The following is an 18,559-nucleotide window of genomic DNA, read 5'->3' as shown; positions in this document are numbered from 1 at the left end:
CCAGCCACGAGCCAGCCAATGTTCGCCTACCTCCTGCGCCGCGTGATCTACGCCGTGCCGATCATGATCGGCGTGGCCCTCGTGTGCTTCCTGCTCGTGCACATCGCGCCGGGCGATCCGCTGGTGTCGATATTGCCGCCCGATGCGTCCGCCGACCTGCAGGCACAGCTGCGCGAGCTCTACGGCTTCAACCGTTCGCTGCCCGAGCAGTTCGCGATGTGGCTGTGGCGCGCGATGCATGGCGACCTGGGCGTGTCCATCGCCAGCAACCGCGCGGTGGCCGGCGAGGTGTTCACCGCCGTGGGCAACACGCTGCGGCTCGCGGTGGTGGCAACCTTCATCGGCTTCGTGCTGGGCTGCCTGTTCGGCTTCGTGGCGGGCTACTTCCGCAACTCGTGGGTCGACCGCCTGGCCTCGATGTTCTCGGTGCTGGGCGTGAGCGTGCCGCACTACTGGCTGGGCATGGTGATGGTGATCGTGTTCTCGTCGCAGCTCATGTGGCTGCCGGCCACCGGCGCGGGCCCCAGCGGCTCCGACGACTGGGCCTGGGACTGGGAGCACCTGCAGTTCCTGCTGCTGCCGGCGCTCACGATGTCGGTGATTCCGATGGGCATCATCGCGCGCACGGTGCGCGCACTGGTGGCCGACATCCTCGACCAGGAGTTCATCGTCGGGCTGCGCGCCAAGGGCCTCACGCACCTCGGCGTGTTCCGCCACATGGTGAAGAACGCGGCGCCCACCGCGCTGGCCGTGATGGGCCTGCAACTGGGCTACCTGCTCGGCGGCTCGATCCTCATCGAGACCGTGTTCTCGTGGCCGGGCACCGGCTTCCTGCTGAACTCGGCCATCTTCCAGCGCGACCTGCCGCTGCTGCAGGGAACGATCCTGGTGCTGGCACTGTTCTTCGTGCTGCTGAACCTGCTGGTCGACGTGCTGCAGACCTTGCTCGATCCGCGCATCGCGCGCGCCTGAAGAAGAAAGCCGCCAAGCCATGTCCACCGTGCTTCCCGCCTCTTCATCTTCCGCAATCGCAGTCGAACCCTTGCCGGCCCAGCGCTCGCGCGGCTACTGGGCCTCGGTGTGGCTGCGCTTCCGGCGCGACCCGGTCGCCGTGGGCGCGGCCATCGTCGTGCTGCTGCTGATCGCGCTCGCAGTCTTCGGCCCCTGGCTCGCGCCGTCGGATCCCTACCAGTCGTCGATGCTCAAGCGCCTGAAGCCCATCGGCACCGAGGGCCTGCCCTTCGGCAGCGACGAGCTGGGCCGCGACATGCTCTCGCGCCTCATCGTCGGCGCGCGGCTGTCGCTGTTCATCGGCATCACACCGGTGCTGTGCGCCTTCGTGCTGGGCACGATCATCGGCATCGTCGCAGGCTACGCGGGCGGGCTGACCAACACGCTGATCATGCGCACCATCGACGTGTTCTACGCCTTCCCATCGGTGCTGCTGGCCATCGCGCTGTCGGGCACGCTGGGTGCGGGGGTGGTCAATTCGCTGATCTCGCTGACCATCGTGTTCATTCCACAGATAGCGCGCGTGGCCGAGAGCGTGACCACGCAGGTGCGCACCCGCGACTATGTGGAAGCGGCGCGAGCCTCGGGCGCCAGCCCCTTCACCATCGTGCGCGTGCATGTGCTGGGCAATGTGCTCGGTCCGATCTTCGTGTACGCCACCAGCCTGATCGCGGTGTCGATGATCCTGGCTTCGGGCCTGTCGTTCCTCGGTCTCGGCGTGAAGCCGCCGGAGCCCGAGTGGGGGCTGATGCTCAACACGTTGCGCACCGCCATCTATGTGCAGCCATGGGTCGCTGCGCTGCCGGGCGCGATGATCTTCATCACTTCGATCTCTTTCAACATCTTGTCCGACGGGCTTCGGTCTGCCATGGACAACAAGGGGTGAGCATGGAAGTCTGTTCTTCGATGCAGTGCGTTTCAGGGCGCGCTCACGCCGACGGGGTACCTTGCTCCGCGAATGTCCCCCGGCCTTCGGCCTCCTCCTTTATTTCGCTGCGCAAGGCACCCCATCGGCGTGATCGTTGTTCGCAGCGGTGGTTGATCGGCCAGCACCACAGCCGCGCCCATGTGCGAATGGCACCGGGTGCTCCCCGCAGCGAAATAAAGGAGGAGCCGAAGGCGGGGGACATTCGCGGAGGGGAGTACCCGGTGTCATTCGCACGCACCCCGAACGCAGTGGACAGGAGCTAACAAAAATGGACGCACCCAAAGACATCGGCGGCCCAGCCCAACCGCTCCTGACAATCAAGGGCCTGGTCAAGCACTTCCCCTTGAAAAAAGACCCACTGGGCCGCGGCGGCGGCGTAGTGCGCGCAGTCGACGGCGTGGACTTCGAAGTGCTCAAGGGCGAAACGCTTGGCGTGGTCGGCGAGTCCGGCTGTGGCAAGTCGACCACCGCACGCCTGCTGATGCAGCTCATCGAACCCACACGCGGCGAAGTCGTTTTCGACGGCCGCGAAGTCGGCAGCCGCGACCTGCCGCTGAAAGAATTCCGCCGCCAGGTGCAGATGGTGTTCCAGGACAGCTACGCCTCGCTCAACCCGCGCCTCACCATCGAAGACTCGATCGCCTTCGGCCCGCAGGTGCACGGCGTATCGCGACGCGAATCGGTGGAACGGGCGCGCGACCTGCTGGCTCGCGTGGGCCTCTCGCCGCAGCGCTTTGCCGAACGCTACCCGCACGAACTCTCGGGCGGCCAGCGGCAGCGCGTGAACATCGCGCGGGCACTGGCACTGCAGCCGCGCATGGTGATCCTCGACGAAGCCGTCTCCGCGCTCGACAAGTCTGTGGAAGCACAGGTCATCAACCTGCTGCTCGACCTGAAGACCGAGTTCGGGCTGACCTACGTATTCATCAGCCACGACCTCAACGTGGTGCGCTACGTGAGCGACCGCGTCATGGTGATGTACCTCGGCCAGGTGGCAGAGATCGGCCCGGCCGATGCGCTGTACGACGCGCCCGCGCACCCCTACACGCGTGCGCTGCTGTCCTCCATGCCGTCGATGGACCCTGACCACCGCACAGAAGAAGCCGCGCTCGCGGGCGATCCGCCGAACCCCATCAACCCGCCCTCGGGCTGCCGCTTTCATCCGCGCTGCGCGCTGGCCGCGCCGGTGTGCGCCAAGGTCGTGCCCGAGCGCATCGTCACCGGCTCGCAGCATGCGGTGAGCTGCCTGATCCACGAAGCCGGCAGCGGGCATCCGATGGCCATCGAAACCCCGAGGCAAGCAGCATGAGCAACAACGACGAACCGATGGTCCGCCTGCGCGACCTCAGCGTTACCTTCAGCGGCGGCCGCAAGCCGGTGCACGCCGTCAGCGGCGTGAGCCTCGAAGTGCAGCGCGGCGAGGTCGTCGCGCTGATCGGCGAATCGGGCTCGGGCAAGAGCGTGACCATGCGCACCCTGCTGCGCCTGCACCCCGAGCGCCGCACCCGCATGGGCGGCACGGTGCAGGTGGCAGGCCGCGACGTGCTCGCGATGTCGCAGCGCGAGCTGGCCGACTTCCGCGGCAAGGTCGCGTCGATGATCTTCCAGGAGCCGCTGCTGGCGCTCGACCCGGTGTATTCGGTGGGCGCGCAGATCGTCGAGTCGATCCGCCGGCACGAATCCGTCACGCAGGCCGAGGCGCAACAACGCGCGCTGGCGCTGTTCGAGCGCGTGCGCATTCCAAGCCCCGAACGGCGCCTGCAGGCCTACCCGCACGAGATGTCGGGCGGCATGCGCCAGCGCGCCATGATTGCGCTGGCACTCGCCTGCAAGCCCCAGCTGCTGCTGGCCGACGAGCCCACCACAGCGCTCGACGCCACGGTGCAAATTCAGATCTTGCTGCTGCTGCGCGAGCTGCAGCGCGACCTGGGGCTGTCGGTGATCTTCGTCACGCACGACATCGGCGCCGCCGTCGAGGTGGCCGACCGCATCGCGGTGATGTATGCCGGCCGCATTGTCGAGGAAGGCACTGCGCGCGAGCTGATCCGCTCGCCGCGCCATCCATACACGATCGCGCTGCTCAAGAGCCGCGCGCACGGTGCGCTGGCGCGCGGCACGCGGCTCGAAACCATCGGCGGCGCGCCGCCCGACCTGTCCGCGCTGCCGCCCGGCTGCGCCTTTGCCGAACGCTGCGCGCTCGCAAGCGATGCCTGCCGCACCGCGCAACCACCGGTGGTCGAGCTCGCGCCGAACCACCGCGTGCGCTGCATCCACACCGATGCCGCGGCGGCCATTGCGCCGGTGCTCGTCGCCTGACAGACAACCTCTTCAACATCTTTCACCGCCATGCCTCTGCAAGACCCCGCCCACGCCTTCGTTCCGTACCCCGATGCGCCGGTGCCGCGCGCTGCGACCGGTCCGCTGGCCGACCTGAGCTTTGCGGCGAAAGACCTGTTCGACGTGACCGGCTACCCCACGGGCGGCGGCAATCCCATCGTGCTGGCGATGTCGGGCATCAAGACCCGCACCGCGCCGACCGTGCAGAAGCTGCTCGATGCCGGCGCCCGCTTTGCCGGCAAGACCGTGACCGACGAACTTGCGTTCTCGATGAACGGCAACAACGCGCATTTCGGCGCGCCGATCAACGGTGGCGCACCCACGCGCATCACCGGCGGTTCGTCGTCGGGCTCGGCCTCGGCCGTGTCGTCGAACCTGTGCGACTTCGCGCTGGGCACCGACACCGGCGGCTCGGTGCGCGCGCCGGCCAACCACTGCGGCCTGTACGGCCTGCGCCCTACCCACGGCCGCGTGAGCCTTGAAGGCGCGCTCGACCTCGCACCCAGCTTCGACACCTGCGGCTGGTTCGCGCGCGACATCGGCACCTTCGCGCGCGTGGCCGATGTGCTGCTCGGCGCCGATGCGGCGGCCTTGCCCGAACGCGTGCGGCTGCTGCGGCCCGACGATGTCTGGGCGCTGGCCGTGCCCGCCGCAATCGAAGCGCTGAAGGGCGCGGCCGACCGCGTGCAGGGCCTGCTCGGTGCCGCCAAGGGCACCACGGTGGCGCTGGAATCCTTCGACACGATGTACTGGAACTTCCGCTACCTGCAGTCGCGCGAGGCCTGGCTCACCGATGGCCCATTGATCGAACGCTACGCGCCGCCGCTCGGTCCGGGCGTGGCCGAACGCTTTGCGTGGTCGCGCGAAGTGACCGATGCGCAGGTTGCAGCGGGCCGCACCTTCCGCACCGCGTTTCGCGAGCACCTGGCCGCGCTGCTCGGCACCGACGGCGTGCTGCTGATGCCGACCATGCCCGACATCGCGCCGCTGCGCAGCGACAGCGAAGCCGCGCTGGAGGACTACCGCAACCGCGCGATCCGCATGCTGTGCATCGCGGGCCTTGCGGGCTTTCCGCAGCTCTCGATGCCGCTGGCCTCGCGCGACGGTGCGCCGCTGGGCATCTCGCTGCTCGGGCCGGCGGGGTCGGACCGGTCGCTGGTTGCGCTGGCGCAGCGCATCGTGGGCTGAGGCCGGGCAAGCCTCAGAACTGCACGCTGCCGCTCTGCCGAAGAAGGCAGACGTCGCAATCGACGCCGCCTCCCGCGCGCTCGATCACCACGAAGTCGCCCGCATCTACCGCCAGCAGCGCGTGATGCCAGGTGCCGGGCGCGAGCACCACGCCCTGGCGCCCGTCGGTGACGAAAGCCGCGAGTTGCTGCGCCGAGGTGGGCGCCTCGCCCGCGCGCGCGACCACGATCACGAAGCGCCTGTCGCCCAGCGGCACGAAGGTCTGGCTGCCGAGCGCGTGGCGCTCCATCTCCGACACCTCGTGCGGAAAGCGCCGCGCCTGCGCGCGAAACAGCGCGAGCATCGGCCGGCCGCCTTCGGCGTCGAGTTGCAGGTCGTCGAGCAGGTCGAAGCGCTGTGCATTGCCTCCGTTGATGGGCCGGCCCTCACCGGTGGGTGCCTCGATCACGGTGCCATACGGGGCAAAGGCATGGGAAGTCAGCGGCTGCGCGACGAGCAACGCTGCGCTGGCGGGAGAAAAATCGTTCATGCCGCAATTGCAGCAGAAAGCATGCCTTCCGCCACGCGAGGGATACTGTTCACCATGAGCACGACAGAGCCCCAGTTGATCGCCCCGGCGCTTGCCGACGGCGGCCTCGCCGCCATGTTCGCGGCACCGGGCGGCGCCCAGGCCTTTGCCGTACGCTGGCAAGGCGGCGTGCACGGCTATCTCAACCAGTGCCCCCATGCAGGCGGCCCGCTTGATTTCGAAGGCCAGGTGCTGGAAAGTTCAGGCCGCTTCCTGATGTGCGCGCGGCACGGCGCCATCTTCGAGCCCGACACCGGAAAATGCGTCGGCGGCCCCTGCCGCGGCGCACGACTCACGCCGCTGGCGGTGCATGAAAAAGCGGACGGCAGCGTGTGGCTCGGCCAGGCCGAATGAAGACGAAGACAACCCTCCAGGAGAAAAAAGATATGCGCAGCAACAACAGGCTTCACCCCCTCACCCTGTCGGTCACGGCCCTCGCCTTCGCCGGCCTCATGGCGGGCTGCACCGGCATGTCGCCCGGCAGCGGCAAGGCCTTCACGGGCATGAAGGTCACGTCGAGCGCCTTCGGCGACAACGGCGTCATTCCGGCGGACTACGCCGGCGCGGGCGACTGCGGCGGCAAGAACGTCTCGCTGCCCGTGGCGTGGAGCAACCTGCCGGCCAAGACCAAGTCGGTCGCCGTGCTGGTGTTCGACCCCGACGGCGCGGCCGGCCTCGGCGTGTCGCACTGGGTGGCCTACAACATCGCGGCCGAGCGTGGCGAGCTCAAGGCGGGCGAAGGCCAGGCGGGCTCGAACTTCAACTTCACCATGGGCCCGAACGTGGCCGGCGCACCCGCTTATCGCGGCATGTGCCCGCCGGTGGGCGACCGGCCGCACCACTACGTGATGACCGTGGTTGCCACCGACTTCGCACCGGGCAGCCTGCCGGCAGGCCTTGCGCGCGACGCCCTGCTGGCCGCGCTCAAGGGCCATGCACTGGGCGGGCAGAGCGTGGTGGGCCTCTACAGCCGCTGAATGCAGCGGGTGCGCGAGTAATAATTAAGGTTTCAGTTCGCCGGCATTCGTCAGCCATGGCTGCAGCCGCTTCTTCGAAAGCTTCATCGATGGCCCAGCCCGCTGCCGCGTCCTCCCCCTCTTCGGCCCCACCGTCCATCGGCGACCTCGACGCCATGTTCGACCTGGCGCCCGTCTCGCTCTGGATCGAAGACTACGGCGACCTCAAGCGCAAGCTCGACGGCTGGCGCGCCGAGGGCGTGACCAACCTGGTGGCGCACCTGCATGCAGACCCGCAGCGCGTGAGCGACTGCATGGCGCTGCTGAAGGTGCTGCGGGTCAACCAGCACACGCTGAAACTCTTTGCCGCCGACAGCCAGGAAACCCTGCTGGGCGCGCTGGACCGCGTGTTCCGCGGCGACATGTCGGCCACCGTGGTGCACGAGCTCGACCAGCTGTGGCACGGCCAGCTCACCTTCGAGAGCGAAACCGTCAACTACGCGCTCGACGGCCGGCGGCTCGACGTGCGCGTGCGCGCCCGCGTGCTGCCGGGGTACGAAGACAGCTGGAGCCGCGTGCTGGTGTCGCTCGACGACGTTACCGAGCGCGTGGCTGCGCAGCGCCTGCGCGACGAGAGCGCCATGTACGCACGCAGCCTGTTCGACCGCTCGCCCGTGTCGCTGTGGGTGGAAGACTTCAGCGCGGTGCGCTCGCTGCTCGAGAGCATCCGTGCGCGCGGCATTACCGACTTCGCCACCTTCATCAAGGTGCACCCCGACTTCGTTGCGCGCTGCATGCAGGAGATTCGCGTCATCGACGTGAACCACGAAACGCTGCGCATGTTCGGCGCGCCCGACCTGCCCACGCTGCTGGGCAGCATCTCGCGCATCTTCCGCGACGAGATGCGCGAATCGTTCGCCGAGCAACTGCAAGACCTGTGGAACGGCAAGACCGTGCAGCATCGCGAGGTGCTCAACTATTCGCTGTCGGGCGAGGTGCTGAACATCCACATGCAGTTCGCGGTGCAGGAAGACCGGCAGGGCACCTGGGACCTGGTGCTGGTGTCGCTGGTAGACATCACCGCGCGCAAGAAGGCCGAGGCCTATCTGGAGTATCTCGGCAAGCACGACGTGCTCACGCAGCTGTGCAACCGCACCTACTACACCGAGGAGCTGAACCGCCTGTCGCGCAAGGGCCCCTGGCCGGTGTCGATCGTGGCCATCGACCTCAATGGCCTGAAGCAGATCAACGACCATGAAGGCCACGCCGCTGGCGACTCGCTGCTGCGCCGAATGGGCGAGGTGCTCGACAAGGCCGTCGACCCGCCGGCTTGGCCCGCGCGCATCGGCGGCGACGAATTCGCGGTGCTGCTGCCGATGACCGACGAGCGCGGCGCCGAGGCAATGCGCGAGCGCATCCTCACGCTGCTCGAAATGAACAACCAGTTCCACGCGGGGCAAAGCGGCCACGCCTTGAGCCTGGCCATCGGGCTCGCGACCTGCCACGGAGACGAGTCGCTGGAGGTTGCGCTGCAGCGGGCGGACCGGGCGATGTATGTCGACAAGTCACGGCACTACGAGACCGTGGAGAGACACCAGCGGCACGCGTGACCGGCACGATGCGAGTGCCGGCGCCTCCAGCTCACTCCGGCACCGGCACCCGAACCCGCTCCAGAATGAAATCGATGAACGTCCGGATCGCCCGCGTGTGCTGGCGGTTCGGCATGTAGAGCATGAACATCTGCGTGCCGAAGATGCTCAGGCGCCAGTCGTCGAGCGTGGTCACGACGTCGCCTTTGCGCACGTCTTCCTGCACCACGTAGTCGGGCACGAGCCCGATGCCCAGCCCCGCGAGGATGGCCTGGCGCAGGAACAGGAAGTTTTCCGAGATCAGCGTCGGCTCCAGGATCACTTCACGCCTCGTCTCGCCTTGGTAGGCCGACACGCGCAGCTGTCGCCCGATGACGGCGGCGGTGACCACCGGCGCGCCCTGCAGGGCGTCCAGCTGCACCGGCAGCGGGTTCTTCGCCGCGTAGTCGGTTGAAGCGCAGGCCACATAACGCACCGGCCCCATCTCGCGCGCCACCAGGTTCTGCGGCGGCTCGGGAATCACGCGGATCGCGATGTCGACTTCGTCGCGCAGCAGGTCTTCGATGCGGTTCTCGAACACCACGTCGAGCACGATGCCGGGGTACTGGCGCTTGAAGTCGATCAGCCAGTCGGCCATCACGAGCTGGCCGTAGCCGCTGGGCACGCTCAGGCGCACGCGGCCCTGCAGGCCCTGCCCCAGCGTCGTTACCGATTCGCGCGCCGCCAGCAGCTCGCCCTGGATGGCCACGCCGTGCTGGTAAAGCCGCAGGCCGATTTCGGTCGGCTCGGCGCGCCGGGTGGTGCGCCGCACCAGCTGCGCGCCCACCGAGCGCTCCAGCTGGTTCAGGTGGTAGCTGACGTTGGCGCGGCTCATCTTGAGCCGGCGGGCCGCGGCACTCAGGTTGCCTGCGTCAAGAATTTCCACCAACAAAGTGAGCGACTGGAGGTCCATGGGCCGATTGTGTCAAAAATTCTTTGACAGTCTGTCAACCGCCTATGCAATTGTCAAAGCGGCGCAGCGGGCAAAGAATGCTGGGTTCACCCCCAGAGCCTCGAACCGCACGGTTCGCAACGCAAAGAGACAAGCAAGCACATGGCCACCACAACTCCCAGCCCCTCCACGTCCAATGGTCCCGTCACCTTCCAGCGTCGAGGCGACGTGTTCGTGGTGACCATCGACAACCCGCCCGTCAACGCCTTGGGCGTGGATGTGCGCCGCGGCCTCGTGGGCGCCATCGACGCGGCCGAGGCCGACAGCGCCGCCGCGGCGGTGCTGATCGTCGGCGCGGGCCGCAACTTCATCGCGGGTGCGGACATCCGCGAGTTCGGCAAGACGCCGCAACCGCCGTCGCTGCCTGAGGTCTGCCTGAAAATCGAGAACTGCACGAAGCCGGTGGTCGCCGCAATCCACGGCGCCGCACTGGGCGGCGGACTCGAAGTGGCGCTGTCGGCGCACTACCGCCTCGCCTCGCCCACGGCCAAGCTCGGCCTGCCTGAAGTGGCACTGGGCCTCTTGCCCGGCTCGGGCGGCACGCAGCGTGCGCCGCGCCTCATCGGCGTGAAGCCCGCGCTCGAGCTGATGCTCAGCGGCCGCCATGCGGGCGCGAAGGAAGCGCTGTCGCTCGGCCTCGTCGACCGCCTCGGCACCGATGCCGACGCGCTGGCCGAAGGCCTCGCCTACGCGCAGGAGCTGGTCGCCGCCAAGGCCCCGGTGCGCCGCACGCGCGAAGCCGGCGCGCTGGCCGACAAGGAAGCCAGCCGCGCAGCCCTCGAAGCCGCGCGCGCCGACACCGCGAAGAAGAGCCGCGGCCTGTTCTCGCCGATGAAGATCATCGAAGCCGTCGAAGGCGCGCTCACGCTGCCCTTCGACGAAGGCATGGCGCTGGAGCGCAAGCTGTTCCTGCAGTGCATCGACAGCCCGCAGCGCGCCGGACTGATCCACGCCTTCTTCGCCGAGCGCGAAGTGCTGAAGGCGCCCGAGACCAAGAGCGCGAAGCCGCGCGCGCTGGAGTCGGCCGGCATCATCGGCGGCGGCACCATGGGCGCGGGCATCGCGGTGGCGATGCTCGACGCAGGCATGCCAGTGACCATGATCGAGCGCGACGACGCCCAGCTCGCGCGCGGCCGCGCCAACGTGGAGAAGGTGTATGACGGCCTCATCAAGAAGGGCCGCATGACGCCCGAGGCCAAGGCCACCGTCATGGCGCGCTTCTCGGGCTCCACGTCTTACGACGCACTCGCGCAGGTCGACATCGTGGTCGAGGCAGTGTTCGAGGAAATGGGCGTCAAGAAGGCCGTGTTCGCCGAGCTCGACCGCGTGTGCAAGCGCGGCGCCGTCATCGCCACCAACACCTCGTACCTCGACATCGACCAGATCGCTGACAGCATCTCGCGCCCGCAGGACGTGGTGGGCCTGCACTTCTTCTCGCCGGCCAACATCATGAAGCTGCTGGAAATCGTGGTGCCCGCCAAGGTGAGCGCCGACGTGGTCGCCACCGGCTTCGAGCTTGCGAAGAAGCTCAAGAAGGTGCCGGTGCGCGCCGGCGTGTGCGACGGTTTCATCGGCAACCGCATCCTCGCGGTGTACCGCCAGGCGGCCGACCACATGATGGAAGACGGCGCCTCGCCCTACCAGATCGACGAAGCGGTGCGCAACTTCGGCTATCCGATGGGCCCGTTCCAGGTGTCCGACCTGGCCGGCGGCGACATCGGCTGGGCCACGCGCAAGCGCAAGGCCGCCACGCGCGACCCGCAGGCGCGCTACGTGCAGGTGGCCGACCGCATCTGCGAGCGCGGCTGGTTCGGCCAGAAGACGCAGCGCGGCTACTACCTGTACCCCGAAGGCGCGCGCACCGGCGTGCCCGACCCCGAGGTGCTGGCCATCATCGATGCCGAGCGCGAACGCGCGGGCATCAAGCCGCGCGCCTTCACCGAAGAAGAAATCATGCGCCGCTACATGGCCGCAATGATCAACGAGGGCGCCAACGTCGTGCTCCAGCGCATCGCGCTGCGCCCGCTCGACGTGGACGTGACCTTCCTCTACGGCTACGGCTTCCCGCGCCACCGCGGCGGCCCGATGAAATACGCCGACACCGTGGGCCTGCCCAAGGTGCTGGCCGACATCCGCGAGTTCGCCAAGGAAGACCCGATCTTCTGGAAGCCCTCGCCGCTGCTGGTCGAGCTGGTCGCGCAAGGCGCCGATTTCGCCAGCCTCAATCAATCCGAGTAATCAGAGTCCACCTCAGTCAGCCGTCCAGGAGACATTCCCATGCGTGAAGCCGTCATCGTTTCCACCGCCCGCACCCCGCTCACCAAGGCGCACCGCGGCGAATTCAACATCACCCCCGGCCCCACGCTGGCGGCCTTCGCGGTGAAGGCAGCGGTAGAGCGCTCGGGCCTCGACGCGGCGCTGATCGAGGACGCGATCCTCGGCTGCGGCTACCCCGAAGGCACCACCGGCCGCAACATCGCGCGCCAGGCCGTCATCCGCGCGGGCCTGCCTATCAGCATCGCCGGCACCACGGTCAACCGCTTCTGCGCCTCGGGCCTGCAGGCGATTGCCATGGCCGCGGGCCGCATCGTGGTGGACGGCGCACCGGCCATGATCGCGGGCGGCGTCGAAAGCATCTCGCAGATCCGCTCGCGCAGCGCCACCGATGCTGGCGACAGCGGCATGGACCCGTGGATCGTCGAGCACAAGCCCGAGCTGTACATGGCGATGATCGAAACCGCCGACATCGTGGCCAAGCGCTACGGCATTACCCGCGAGGCGCAGGACCGCTTCTCCGCCGAAAGCCAGCGCCGCACCGAAGAAGCGCAGATCGCCGGCCGCTACAAGGACGAGATCGTCGCCTGCACCACCACGATGGCCGTGACCGACAAGGAGACGAAGGAGGTCACCTACCGCGAAGTCACCGCCACCGAAGACAACTGCAACCGCCGCGGCACCACCTACGAGGCGCTCGCCAAGCTGAAGCCCGTGATGGGCGAGGACAAGTTCGTCACCGCAGGCAACGCCTCGCAGCTGTCGGACGGCGCATCGGCCTGCGTGCTGATGGAAGCCAAGGACGCCGAGCGCGCCAACATCAAGCCGCTGGGCGCCTTCCGCGGCCTCGCAGTTGCCGGTTGCGAACCCGACGAAATGGGCATCGGCCCGGTGTTCGCAGTGCCCAAGCTGCTCGCGCGCCACGGCCTCAAGGTGCAGGACATCGGCCTGTGGGAACTCAACGAAGCCTTCGCCTCGCAGTCGATCTACTGCCAGGACAAGCTGGGCATTCCGTCGGAGCTTCTGAACGTGAACGGCGGCGCAATCTCCATCGGCCACCCCTTCGGCATGACCGGCGCGCGCCTCACGGGCCACGTGCTCATCGAAGGCAAGCGCCGCGGCGCGAAGTACGCCGTGGTCACGATGTGCATCGCCGGCGGCATGGGCGCGGCCGGCCTGTTCGAAATCTATTGAGGAGCCTGCGATGGACCTGAACTTCACCCCCGAAGAAGAAGCCTTCCGCAGCGATGTGCGCGCCTTCCTGGCCGACAAGCTGCCCGTGCGGCTGTCGGAGAAAGTGCGCAGCGGCAAGATCCTCGAGAAGGCCGACATGCAGGAGTGGCACGCCATCCTCAACGAGCGCGGCTGGCTGGCCAACCACTGGCCCGAGCAGTACGGCGGCCCGGGCTGGACGGCGGTAGAGAAGTTCATCTTCGAGAACGAATGCGCTCTGGCCTTCGCGCCGCGCATCGTGCCCTTCGGCGTGAACATGCTCGGCCCGGTGCTCATCAAGTACGGCAACGAGGCGCAGAAAAGCTACTGGCTGCCGCGCATCCTGAACGGTGCCGACTGGTGGTGCCAGGGCTATTCGGAACCCGGCGCAGGCTCCGACCTGGCAGCGGTGAAGACCTCGGCCGTGCGCGGCATCGACGCACAGGGCGACCACTACATCGTGAACGGCCAGAAGACCTGGACCACGCTGGGCCAGCACGCCAACATGATCTTCTGCCTGGTGCGCACGAATCGCGAGGCGAAGAAGCAGGAAGGCATCAGCTTCCTGCTGATCGACATGAACTCGCCCGGCGTGGAAGTGCGCCCGATCATCACGCTCGACGGCGAGCATGAAGTCAACGAGGTGTTCTTCTCCGACGTGCGCGTGCCCGCCGAGAACCTCGTGGGCGAAGAGAACAAGGGCTGGACCTGCGCCAAGTACCTGCTGACCTACGAGCGCACCAACATCGCGGGCGTGGGCTTCTCGGTGGCCGCGCTCGAACAGCTCAAGGGCATTGCCGCCACGCAGACGAAAAACGGCAAGCCCCTGGCCGAAGACCCGGCCTTTGCAGCGCGCATGGCGCGCGTCGAGATCGACCTGGAGAACATGAAGACCACCAACCTGCGCGTGATCGCGGCGGTGGCCGGCGGCGGTGTGCCCGGCGCGGAAAGCTCGATGCTGAAGATCCGCGGCACCGAGATCCGCCAGGAAATCTCTTCGCTGGCCCGCCGCGCGATGGGCGTGTACGGCCGCCCCTTCATCGCAGAAGCGCTGAAGGACGGCTTCACGGGCGAGACCTTCGGACCAGCTTACGCATCGGCCGCCGCCTCGCGCTACTTCAACAACCGCAAGCTGTCGATCTTCGGCGGCTCGAACGAAATCCAGAAGAACATCATCAGCAAGATGATCCTGGGCCTGTAAGGAGACATGCAATGAACTTCGAACACACCGAAGACCGGCGCATGCTCGCCGACAGCCTGAATCGCTTCATCAGCGAGCAGTACGCGTTCGACGCGCGCGACCGCATCGCGAAATCGGAGCACGGGTTCAGCAAGGAAATCTTCCAGCAGTTCGCCGAACTGGGCGTGATCGGCGCGCTGTTCAGCGAGGCCGACGGCGGCTTCGGCGGCGGCGGTTTCGACATCGCCGTGGTCTTCGAGGCACTGGGCCGCGGCCTGGTGATCGAGCCGCTGCTGGGCGCCGTGATGGTCGGCGAGGCACTCAGCGCCGCAGGCACCAACGCGCAGAAAGAGAAGCTCGCAGACATCATCAACGGCGTGACCGTGGCAGCCTTTGCGCACGACGAGGCCGACACGCACTACGAGCGCACGCGCGTGGCCACCAAGGCCGAGCGCAGTGGCGATGGCTGGGTGCTGAACGGTGCCAAGGCCGTGGTGCCTCAGGGCGAGCAGGCCGACCTGTTCCTCGTCTCCGCCCGAACCTCGGGCAAGGTGGACGACGAAGCCGGCATCTCGCTGTTCCTCGTGCCCGCGAAGACGGCAGGCCTCACGGTGCGCGGCTGCCCCGCCATCGACGGTGGCCGTGTCGCCGAACTCTCGTTCGACGGCGTGAAGCTGGGCGCCGATGCACTGCTGGGCACCGAAGGCCAGGGCCACGCTACGCTGGAACGCGCCATCGGCCGCGGCGTGCTCGCACTGTGCGCCGAAGCGCTGGGCGCGATGGAGGCGGCCAAGACCGCGACGCTGGAGTACCTGCGCACGCGCAAGCAGTTCGGCACGCTGATCGGCAGCTTCCAGGCCCTGCAGCACCGCATGGCCGACCTGCTGCTGGAGATCGAACAGGCCCGCTCGGCCGTCATCAATGCCGCGGCCGCCATCGACACCGGCGACCGCGTGACGCGCGAGCGTGCGCTGTCGGCCGCCAAGTTCAGCATCGGCCGCATCGGCGCGCTGGTGGCGGAAGAAAGCATCCAGATGCACGGCGGCATCGGCATGACGTGGGAGCTGCCGATGCCCCACTACGCCAAGCGCCTCGTGATGATCGACCACCAGCTGGGCGACGAAGACCATCATCTGCAGCGCTACATCGCGCTCGGCAAGGAGCTCGCGGCATGACGGACAAGACGGTTCTGATCTCGCAGGAAGGCGCCGTACGCATCCTGACCAACAGCAACCCCGGCGCACGCAACGCGATCACGCCGACGCTGTACGCCGAGCTCTCGGCTGCGCTCGCCGACGCACAGAACGACCCCGAGGTCGGCGCCATCGTCTTCACCGGCGCGGGCGACTTCTTCTGCTCCGGCGGTGACCTCAACCTGCTGGCCAAGCGCCGCGAGCTGCCCGCGTCGGAACGCCGCGAAAAGCTCGAAGGCCTGCATGACCTGATCCGCGCGATCCGCGATTCCGGCAAGCCCGTGATCGCGGCGGTCGAAGGCGGCGCTGCCGGCGCTGGACTGTCTATGGCGCTGGCCTGCGACATGCTGGTGTCGGCGCGCGATGCTTTCTTTACCGTGGCCTACGTCAAGGTCGGCCTCACGCCGGACGGCGGCGCCACGGCATTCCTGTCGGAGTTCGTCTCGCGCCAGGTGCTGACGGAGATGTGCCTCACCGGCGACCGCATGCCGGCCGAGCGCCTGCACGCACTGGGCGCGGTCAACCGCCTGACCGACAAGGGCGCGGCGCTGGCCGAAGCCATCGCGCTCGCAGCCAAGGTGGCAAGCGGCCCGCAACGCGCGAGCGCCCGTATCAAGACGCTGTGCCGCCAGGCACACCGCGCCACGCTGGAAGAGCAGCTCGACGCCGAGGCCGTGTTCATGGTCGAGTCGCAGGCGGACGCCGAAGCGGCCGAAGGCATCGGCGCGTTCCTCGGCAAGCGCAAGGCCGACTTCGTCGCGCTGCGCCGACAGAAGCAGGACGCGTCCTGACACGCGCCGTGCTCACCCTTCCAACCTCTTGCACGCAGGTGCGGAGGTTTTTCGTCTTTCTGGAGCTGCCATGTCTTCGCTGAATTCCTCGCTGCCGCTTGCCGGTGTGCGCGTCCTCGATCTGTCCCGCATCCTCGCGGGCCCCTGGTGCGGCATGGTGCTGGCCGACATGGGTGCCGAAGTCATCAAGGTGGAGCACCCCGGCCGCGGCGACGACACGCGCGACTGGGGCCTGCGTGTCGGCAAGACCGAGACCGCCTACTTCAACAGCGTGAACCGCAACAAGCGCTCCATCACGCTCGACCTGCAGACGCCCGAAGGCCAGCAGCTCGCGCGCGACCTCGCGAAGCAATGCGACGTGGTGATCCAGAACTTCAAGTTCGGCGGCATCGACAAGCTGGGCCTGGGCTACGAACAGCTGAGCAAGGAGCAGCCCGGCCTCATCTACTGCTCGATCTCGGGCTACGACCGCACCGGCCCCGAAGCCGCACGCCCGGGCTACGACCTCGTCGTTCAAGGCGAGGCCGGCCTGATGGCGCTGAACGGCGAAGCCAACCAGCCGCCGCTGAAGTTCGGCGTGGCTGCCGTCGACCTGTTCACCGGCATGTATTCGGCGCAGGCCATCCTGGCTGCGCTGTACCAGCGCGAGAAGACCGGCAAGGGCCGGCATGTCGAGATGGCGCTGTTCGACTGCGGCCTGATGATCACCGCCTACTACGGCCTCGAAGCGCTGCTGATGGGCGAAGACCCGCCGCGCTACGGCAACTCGCACCCGTCGATCGTGCCCTACGGCGTGTTCGATGCGGCCGACGGCCCGCTAGTCATCACGGTGGGCAACAACGCGCAGTTCGCACGCTTCTGCACCGACGTGATCGAGCGTCCCGACCTCGCTGCCGACGAGCGCTTCAAGACCAACATCCTGCGTTCGGCCAACCGCGCGGTACTGCTGCCCGAGCTGCACGCCGAGCTGGCCAAACGCCAGCGCGCCGACCTGCTCGCGAAGCTCACGGCGTCGGGCATTCCGTGCGGCGAGGTGCTGGGCCTGCTCGAAGCGCTGCAATCGAAGCGGGCGACCGATGCCGGCCTCGTGACCACGCAGCCGCACCCGGTGGCCGGCACGGTCAACGTGCTGGCGCCGCCCTACCGTTTCGACGGCGAGCGCCTGCCGGTGCGCAGCGCGCCGCCCACACTGGGCGAAGGCACGCACGACGTGCTGCAGTCCCTGCTCGGCCTGTCGGATGAAAAGCTGGCCGCGCTTAAAACAAGTGGCGTCGTCTGAAGAAGACAGGCGCCCGCATTTCCAAAGTAGACAAGACCCAATGGCATCCTTTTCTTCCCTTCGCAGTTCCCTTCGCAGTCCCGTTCGCCGCGCCCTTCTCGCACTCGCCCTGCCCCTGGTGGCCGGCACCGCCTTCGCGCAGGCCTGGCCCGCCAAGCCGATCACGCTGATCGTGCCCTTCCCGCCCGGCGGCCCGACCGACGTGGCCTCGCGCATCGTGGCGCAGAAGATGTCGGTCGCGCTCAAGCAGAACATCGTGATCGACAACCGCAGCGGCGCATCGGGCACCGTGGGCGCAGCCGCCGCGGCCCGCGCCGCGCCCGATGGCTACACCTTCGTGATGCTGGCCACGCCCACGCTGCTGGCCTCGCACCTGTACGGCCCCACCGGCTACGACATCTTCAAGAACTTCACGCCCGTGGGCTCGGTGTACGACCTGCCGATCGTGCTGGTGGTCAACCCCAAGTCGCTGCCCGACGTGACCGGCGTGCAGGGCCTGATCGCCAAGGCCAAAGCCGAAGGCGGCAAGCTCAACTACACGAGCGCGGGCGCCGGCAGCTTCGGGCACCTGACGACCGAGCAGCTGAAGACCATCGGCAAGTTCGACATGCAGCACGTGCCCTACCGCGGCAGCGCGCCGGCCGTCACCGACCTGATCGGCGGCCAGGTGCCCGCGATGTTCTCTGACCTCGTGGGCGTGCTGCCGCACATCAAGGCTGGCAAGCTGCGCGCCATCGCGGTCGGCTCCGGCCAGCGCGTGAGCCTGCTGCCCGATGTGAAGACGGTGGCTGAGCAAGGATTCCCCGGCTTCGACGCAACCTCGTGGGGCGGCCTGCTGGCGCCGGCCGGCACGCCCAAGGACGTGATCGACCGCATGAGCGCTGAACTGAAGACCGCGCTGGCCGACAAGGAAGTGCAGGACAAGCTCCAGAGCGTCGGCACCTTCTCGGCCTACCGCACGCCCGAGCAGACGGGCGTGCGCATGCGCGAGGACTTCGAGCGCTGGGGCAAGGTCATTCGCGACAACCACATCACGAACCAGTAAAACTGGCCGGGCCGGCA

Annotated in this window: 17 protein-coding genes; 15 read left to right on the top strand and 2 right to left on the bottom strand. The window is 67.9% G+C overall.

Annotation, left to right across the window (positions count from 1 at the left end):
* The first annotated feature begins 18 nt into the window (after positions 1 to 18).
* From ACN9MV_RS04680 to ACN9MV_RS04660, 5 genes are all read left to right on the top strand, one after another.
* On the top strand, positions 19 to 972 hold the full coding sequence (locus ACN9MV_RS04680; protein WP_093078530.1) for an ABC transporter permease: 954 nt from the start codon (positions 19 to 21) through the stop codon (positions 970 to 972).
* A 19-nt stretch (positions 973 to 991) separates the two neighbouring features.
* On the top strand, positions 992 to 1,897 hold the full coding sequence (locus ACN9MV_RS04675) for an ABC transporter permease (RefSeq protein WP_093056358.1): 906 nt from the start codon (positions 992 to 994) through the stop codon (positions 1,895 to 1,897).
* A gap of 310 nt (positions 1,898 to 2,207) precedes the next feature.
* Positions 2,208 to 3,248, top strand: a complete 1,041-nt coding sequence (locus tag ACN9MV_RS04670; protein ID WP_426391448.1) for an ABC transporter ATP-binding protein — start codon at positions 2,208 to 2,210, stop codon at positions 3,246 to 3,248.
* On the top strand, positions 3,245 to 4,255 hold the full coding sequence (locus ACN9MV_RS04665) for an ABC transporter ATP-binding protein (protein WP_426391447.1): 1,011 nt from the start codon (positions 3,245 to 3,247) through the stop codon (positions 4,253 to 4,255). The genes ACN9MV_RS04670 and ACN9MV_RS04665 overlap by 4 nt, the downstream gene beginning before the upstream one ends.
* Positions 4,256 to 4,285: 30 nt before the next feature.
* Positions 4,286 to 5,464 (top strand): amidase, encoded by a 1,179-nt coding sequence (locus ACN9MV_RS04660; RefSeq protein WP_426391446.1) that lies wholly within the window; start codon positions 4,286 to 4,288, stop codon positions 5,462 to 5,464.
* A 13-nt stretch (positions 5,465 to 5,477) separates the two neighbouring features.
* On the opposite strand, the gene ACN9MV_RS04655 is transcribed toward ACN9MV_RS04660, so the two are convergent.
* Positions 5,478 to 5,993 (bottom strand): ureidoglycolate lyase, encoded by a 516-nt coding sequence (locus ACN9MV_RS04655; RefSeq protein ID WP_426391445.1) that lies wholly within the window; start codon positions 5,991 to 5,993, stop codon positions 5,478 to 5,480.
* Positions 5,994 to 6,047: 54 nt separating this feature from the next.
* Here ACN9MV_RS04655 and ACN9MV_RS04650 point away from each other — a divergent pair, with 54 nt between their 5' ends.
* The 3 genes from ACN9MV_RS04650 (at position 6,048) to ACN9MV_RS04640 (ending at position 8,598) form a co-directional block, all read left to right on the top strand.
* Complete coding sequence (locus tag ACN9MV_RS04650; RefSeq protein WP_093173168.1) at positions 6,048 to 6,386, top strand: Rieske (2Fe-2S) protein; 339 nt, start codon at positions 6,048 to 6,050, stop codon at positions 6,384 to 6,386.
* 32 nt (positions 6,387 to 6,418) lie between these two features.
* Positions 6,419 to 7,009: a YbhB/YbcL family Raf kinase inhibitor-like protein gene (locus tag ACN9MV_RS04645; protein ID WP_093056363.1), complete on the top strand. Its 591-nt coding sequence runs from the start codon at positions 6,419 to 6,421 to the stop codon at positions 7,007 to 7,009.
* Positions 7,010 to 7,098: 89 nt separating this feature from the next.
* On the top strand, positions 7,099 to 8,598 hold the full coding sequence (locus ACN9MV_RS04640; protein WP_177142273.1) for a sensor domain-containing diguanylate cyclase: 1,500 nt from the start codon (positions 7,099 to 7,101) through the stop codon (positions 8,596 to 8,598).
* 31 nt (positions 8,599 to 8,629) lie between these two features.
* Here ACN9MV_RS04640 and ACN9MV_RS04635 read toward each other — a convergent pair whose 3' ends face one another.
* Entirely contained in the window at positions 8,630 to 9,529 is a 900-nt protein-coding gene (locus ACN9MV_RS04635) for a LysR family transcriptional regulator (protein WP_093173172.1), read from the bottom strand.
* Between the two features lie 141 nt (positions 9,530 to 9,670).
* Here ACN9MV_RS04635 and ACN9MV_RS04630 point away from each other — a divergent pair, with 141 nt between their 5' ends.
* From ACN9MV_RS04630 to ACN9MV_RS04600, 7 genes are all read left to right on the top strand, one after another.
* Positions 9,671 to 11,806: a 3-hydroxyacyl-CoA dehydrogenase NAD-binding domain-containing protein gene (locus ACN9MV_RS04630; protein ID WP_426391444.1), complete on the top strand. Its 2,136-nt coding sequence runs from the start codon at positions 9,671 to 9,673 to the stop codon at positions 11,804 to 11,806.
* A gap of 39 nt (positions 11,807 to 11,845) precedes the next feature.
* Positions 11,846 to 13,036 carry an acetyl-CoA C-acyltransferase gene (locus ACN9MV_RS04625; protein WP_426391443.1) on the top strand — a complete coding sequence of 397 codons (1,191 nt, stop codon included), beginning with the start codon at positions 11,846 to 11,848 and terminating at the stop codon, positions 13,034 to 13,036.
* Positions 13,037 to 13,046: 10 nt separating this feature from the next.
* Positions 13,047 to 14,255 carry an acyl-CoA dehydrogenase family protein gene (locus tag ACN9MV_RS04620; protein WP_426391442.1) on the top strand — a complete coding sequence of 403 codons (1,209 nt, stop codon included), beginning with the start codon at positions 13,047 to 13,049 and terminating at the stop codon, positions 14,253 to 14,255.
* 11 nt (positions 14,256 to 14,266) lie between these two features.
* Positions 14,267 to 15,409 (top strand): acyl-CoA dehydrogenase family protein, encoded by a 1,143-nt coding sequence (locus tag ACN9MV_RS04615; RefSeq protein ID WP_426391441.1) that lies wholly within the window; start codon positions 14,267 to 14,269, stop codon positions 15,407 to 15,409.
* Positions 15,406 to 16,218: an oxepin-CoA hydrolase, alternative type gene (locus ACN9MV_RS04610; protein ID WP_426391440.1), complete on the top strand. Its 813-nt coding sequence runs from the start codon at positions 15,406 to 15,408 to the stop codon at positions 16,216 to 16,218. Before ACN9MV_RS04615 ends, ACN9MV_RS04610 begins: the two co-directional genes overlap by 4 nt.
* Positions 16,219 to 16,288: 70 nt before the next feature.
* Positions 16,289 to 17,497 carry a CaiB/BaiF CoA transferase family protein gene (locus ACN9MV_RS04605; protein WP_426391439.1) on the top strand — a complete coding sequence of 403 codons (1,209 nt, stop codon included), beginning with the start codon at positions 16,289 to 16,291 and terminating at the stop codon, positions 17,495 to 17,497.
* 40 nt (positions 17,498 to 17,537) lie between these two features.
* Entirely contained in the window at positions 17,538 to 18,542 is a 1,005-nt protein-coding gene (locus ACN9MV_RS04600; RefSeq protein ID WP_097200193.1) for a Bug family tripartite tricarboxylate transporter substrate binding protein, read from the top strand.
* Positions 18,543 to 18,559: the final 17 nt, after the last annotated feature.

The sequence above is a fragment of the Variovorax sp. R-27 genome (assembly GCF_049913215.1).
In the GTDB taxonomy this organism is placed as follows: domain Bacteria; phylum Pseudomonadota; class Gammaproteobacteria; order Burkholderiales; family Burkholderiaceae_C; genus Variovorax.
Note: the sequence above shows the minus strand (reverse complement) of the source record. Positions and strands in the feature narration are given on the sequence as shown.

Coding starts and splice junctions, on each gene's coding strand:
- ACN9MV_RS04615 (WP_426391441.1), top strand. CDS start 14,267: ATGAACTTCGAACACACCGAAGACCGGCGCATGCTCGCCGACAGCCTG.
- ACN9MV_RS04650 (WP_093173168.1), top strand. CDS start 6,048: ATGAGCACGACAGAGCCCCAGTTGATCGCCCCGGCGCTTGCCGACGGC.
- ACN9MV_RS04660 (WP_426391446.1), top strand. CDS start 4,286: ATGCCTCTGCAAGACCCCGCCCACGCCTTCGTTCCGTACCCCGATGCG.
- ACN9MV_RS04655 (WP_426391445.1), bottom strand. CDS start 5,993: ATGAACGATTTTTCTCCCGCCAGCGCAGCGTTGCTCGTCGCGCAGCCG.
- ACN9MV_RS04630 (WP_426391444.1), top strand. CDS start 9,671: ATGGCCACCACAACTCCCAGCCCCTCCACGTCCAATGGTCCCGTCACC.
- ACN9MV_RS04680 (WP_093078530.1), top strand. CDS start 19: ATGTTCGCCTACCTCCTGCGCCGCGTGATCTACGCCGTGCCGATCATG.
- ACN9MV_RS04620 (WP_426391442.1), top strand. CDS start 13,047: ATGGACCTGAACTTCACCCCCGAAGAAGAAGCCTTCCGCAGCGATGTG.
- ACN9MV_RS04625 (WP_426391443.1), top strand. CDS start 11,846: ATGCGTGAAGCCGTCATCGTTTCCACCGCCCGCACCCCGCTCACCAAG.
- ACN9MV_RS04610 (WP_426391440.1), top strand. CDS start 15,406: ATGACGGACAAGACGGTTCTGATCTCGCAGGAAGGCGCCGTACGCATC.
- ACN9MV_RS04635 (WP_093173172.1), bottom strand. CDS start 9,529: ATGGACCTCCAGTCGCTCACTTTGTTGGTGGAAATTCTTGACGCAGGC.
- ACN9MV_RS04670 (WP_426391448.1), top strand. CDS start 2,208: ATGGACGCACCCAAAGACATCGGCGGCCCAGCCCAACCGCTCCTGACA.
- ACN9MV_RS04600 (WP_097200193.1), top strand. CDS start 17,538: ATGGCATCCTTTTCTTCCCTTCGCAGTTCCCTTCGCAGTCCCGTTCGC.
- ACN9MV_RS04675 (WP_093056358.1), top strand. CDS start 992: ATGTCCACCGTGCTTCCCGCCTCTTCATCTTCCGCAATCGCAGTCGAA.
- ACN9MV_RS04640 (WP_177142273.1), top strand. CDS start 7,099: ATGGCCCAGCCCGCTGCCGCGTCCTCCCCCTCTTCGGCCCCACCGTCC.
- ACN9MV_RS04645 (WP_093056363.1), top strand. CDS start 6,419: ATGCGCAGCAACAACAGGCTTCACCCCCTCACCCTGTCGGTCACGGCC.
- ACN9MV_RS04665 (WP_426391447.1), top strand. CDS start 3,245: ATGAGCAACAACGACGAACCGATGGTCCGCCTGCGCGACCTCAGCGTT.
- ACN9MV_RS04605 (WP_426391439.1), top strand. CDS start 16,289: ATGTCTTCGCTGAATTCCTCGCTGCCGCTTGCCGGTGTGCGCGTCCTC.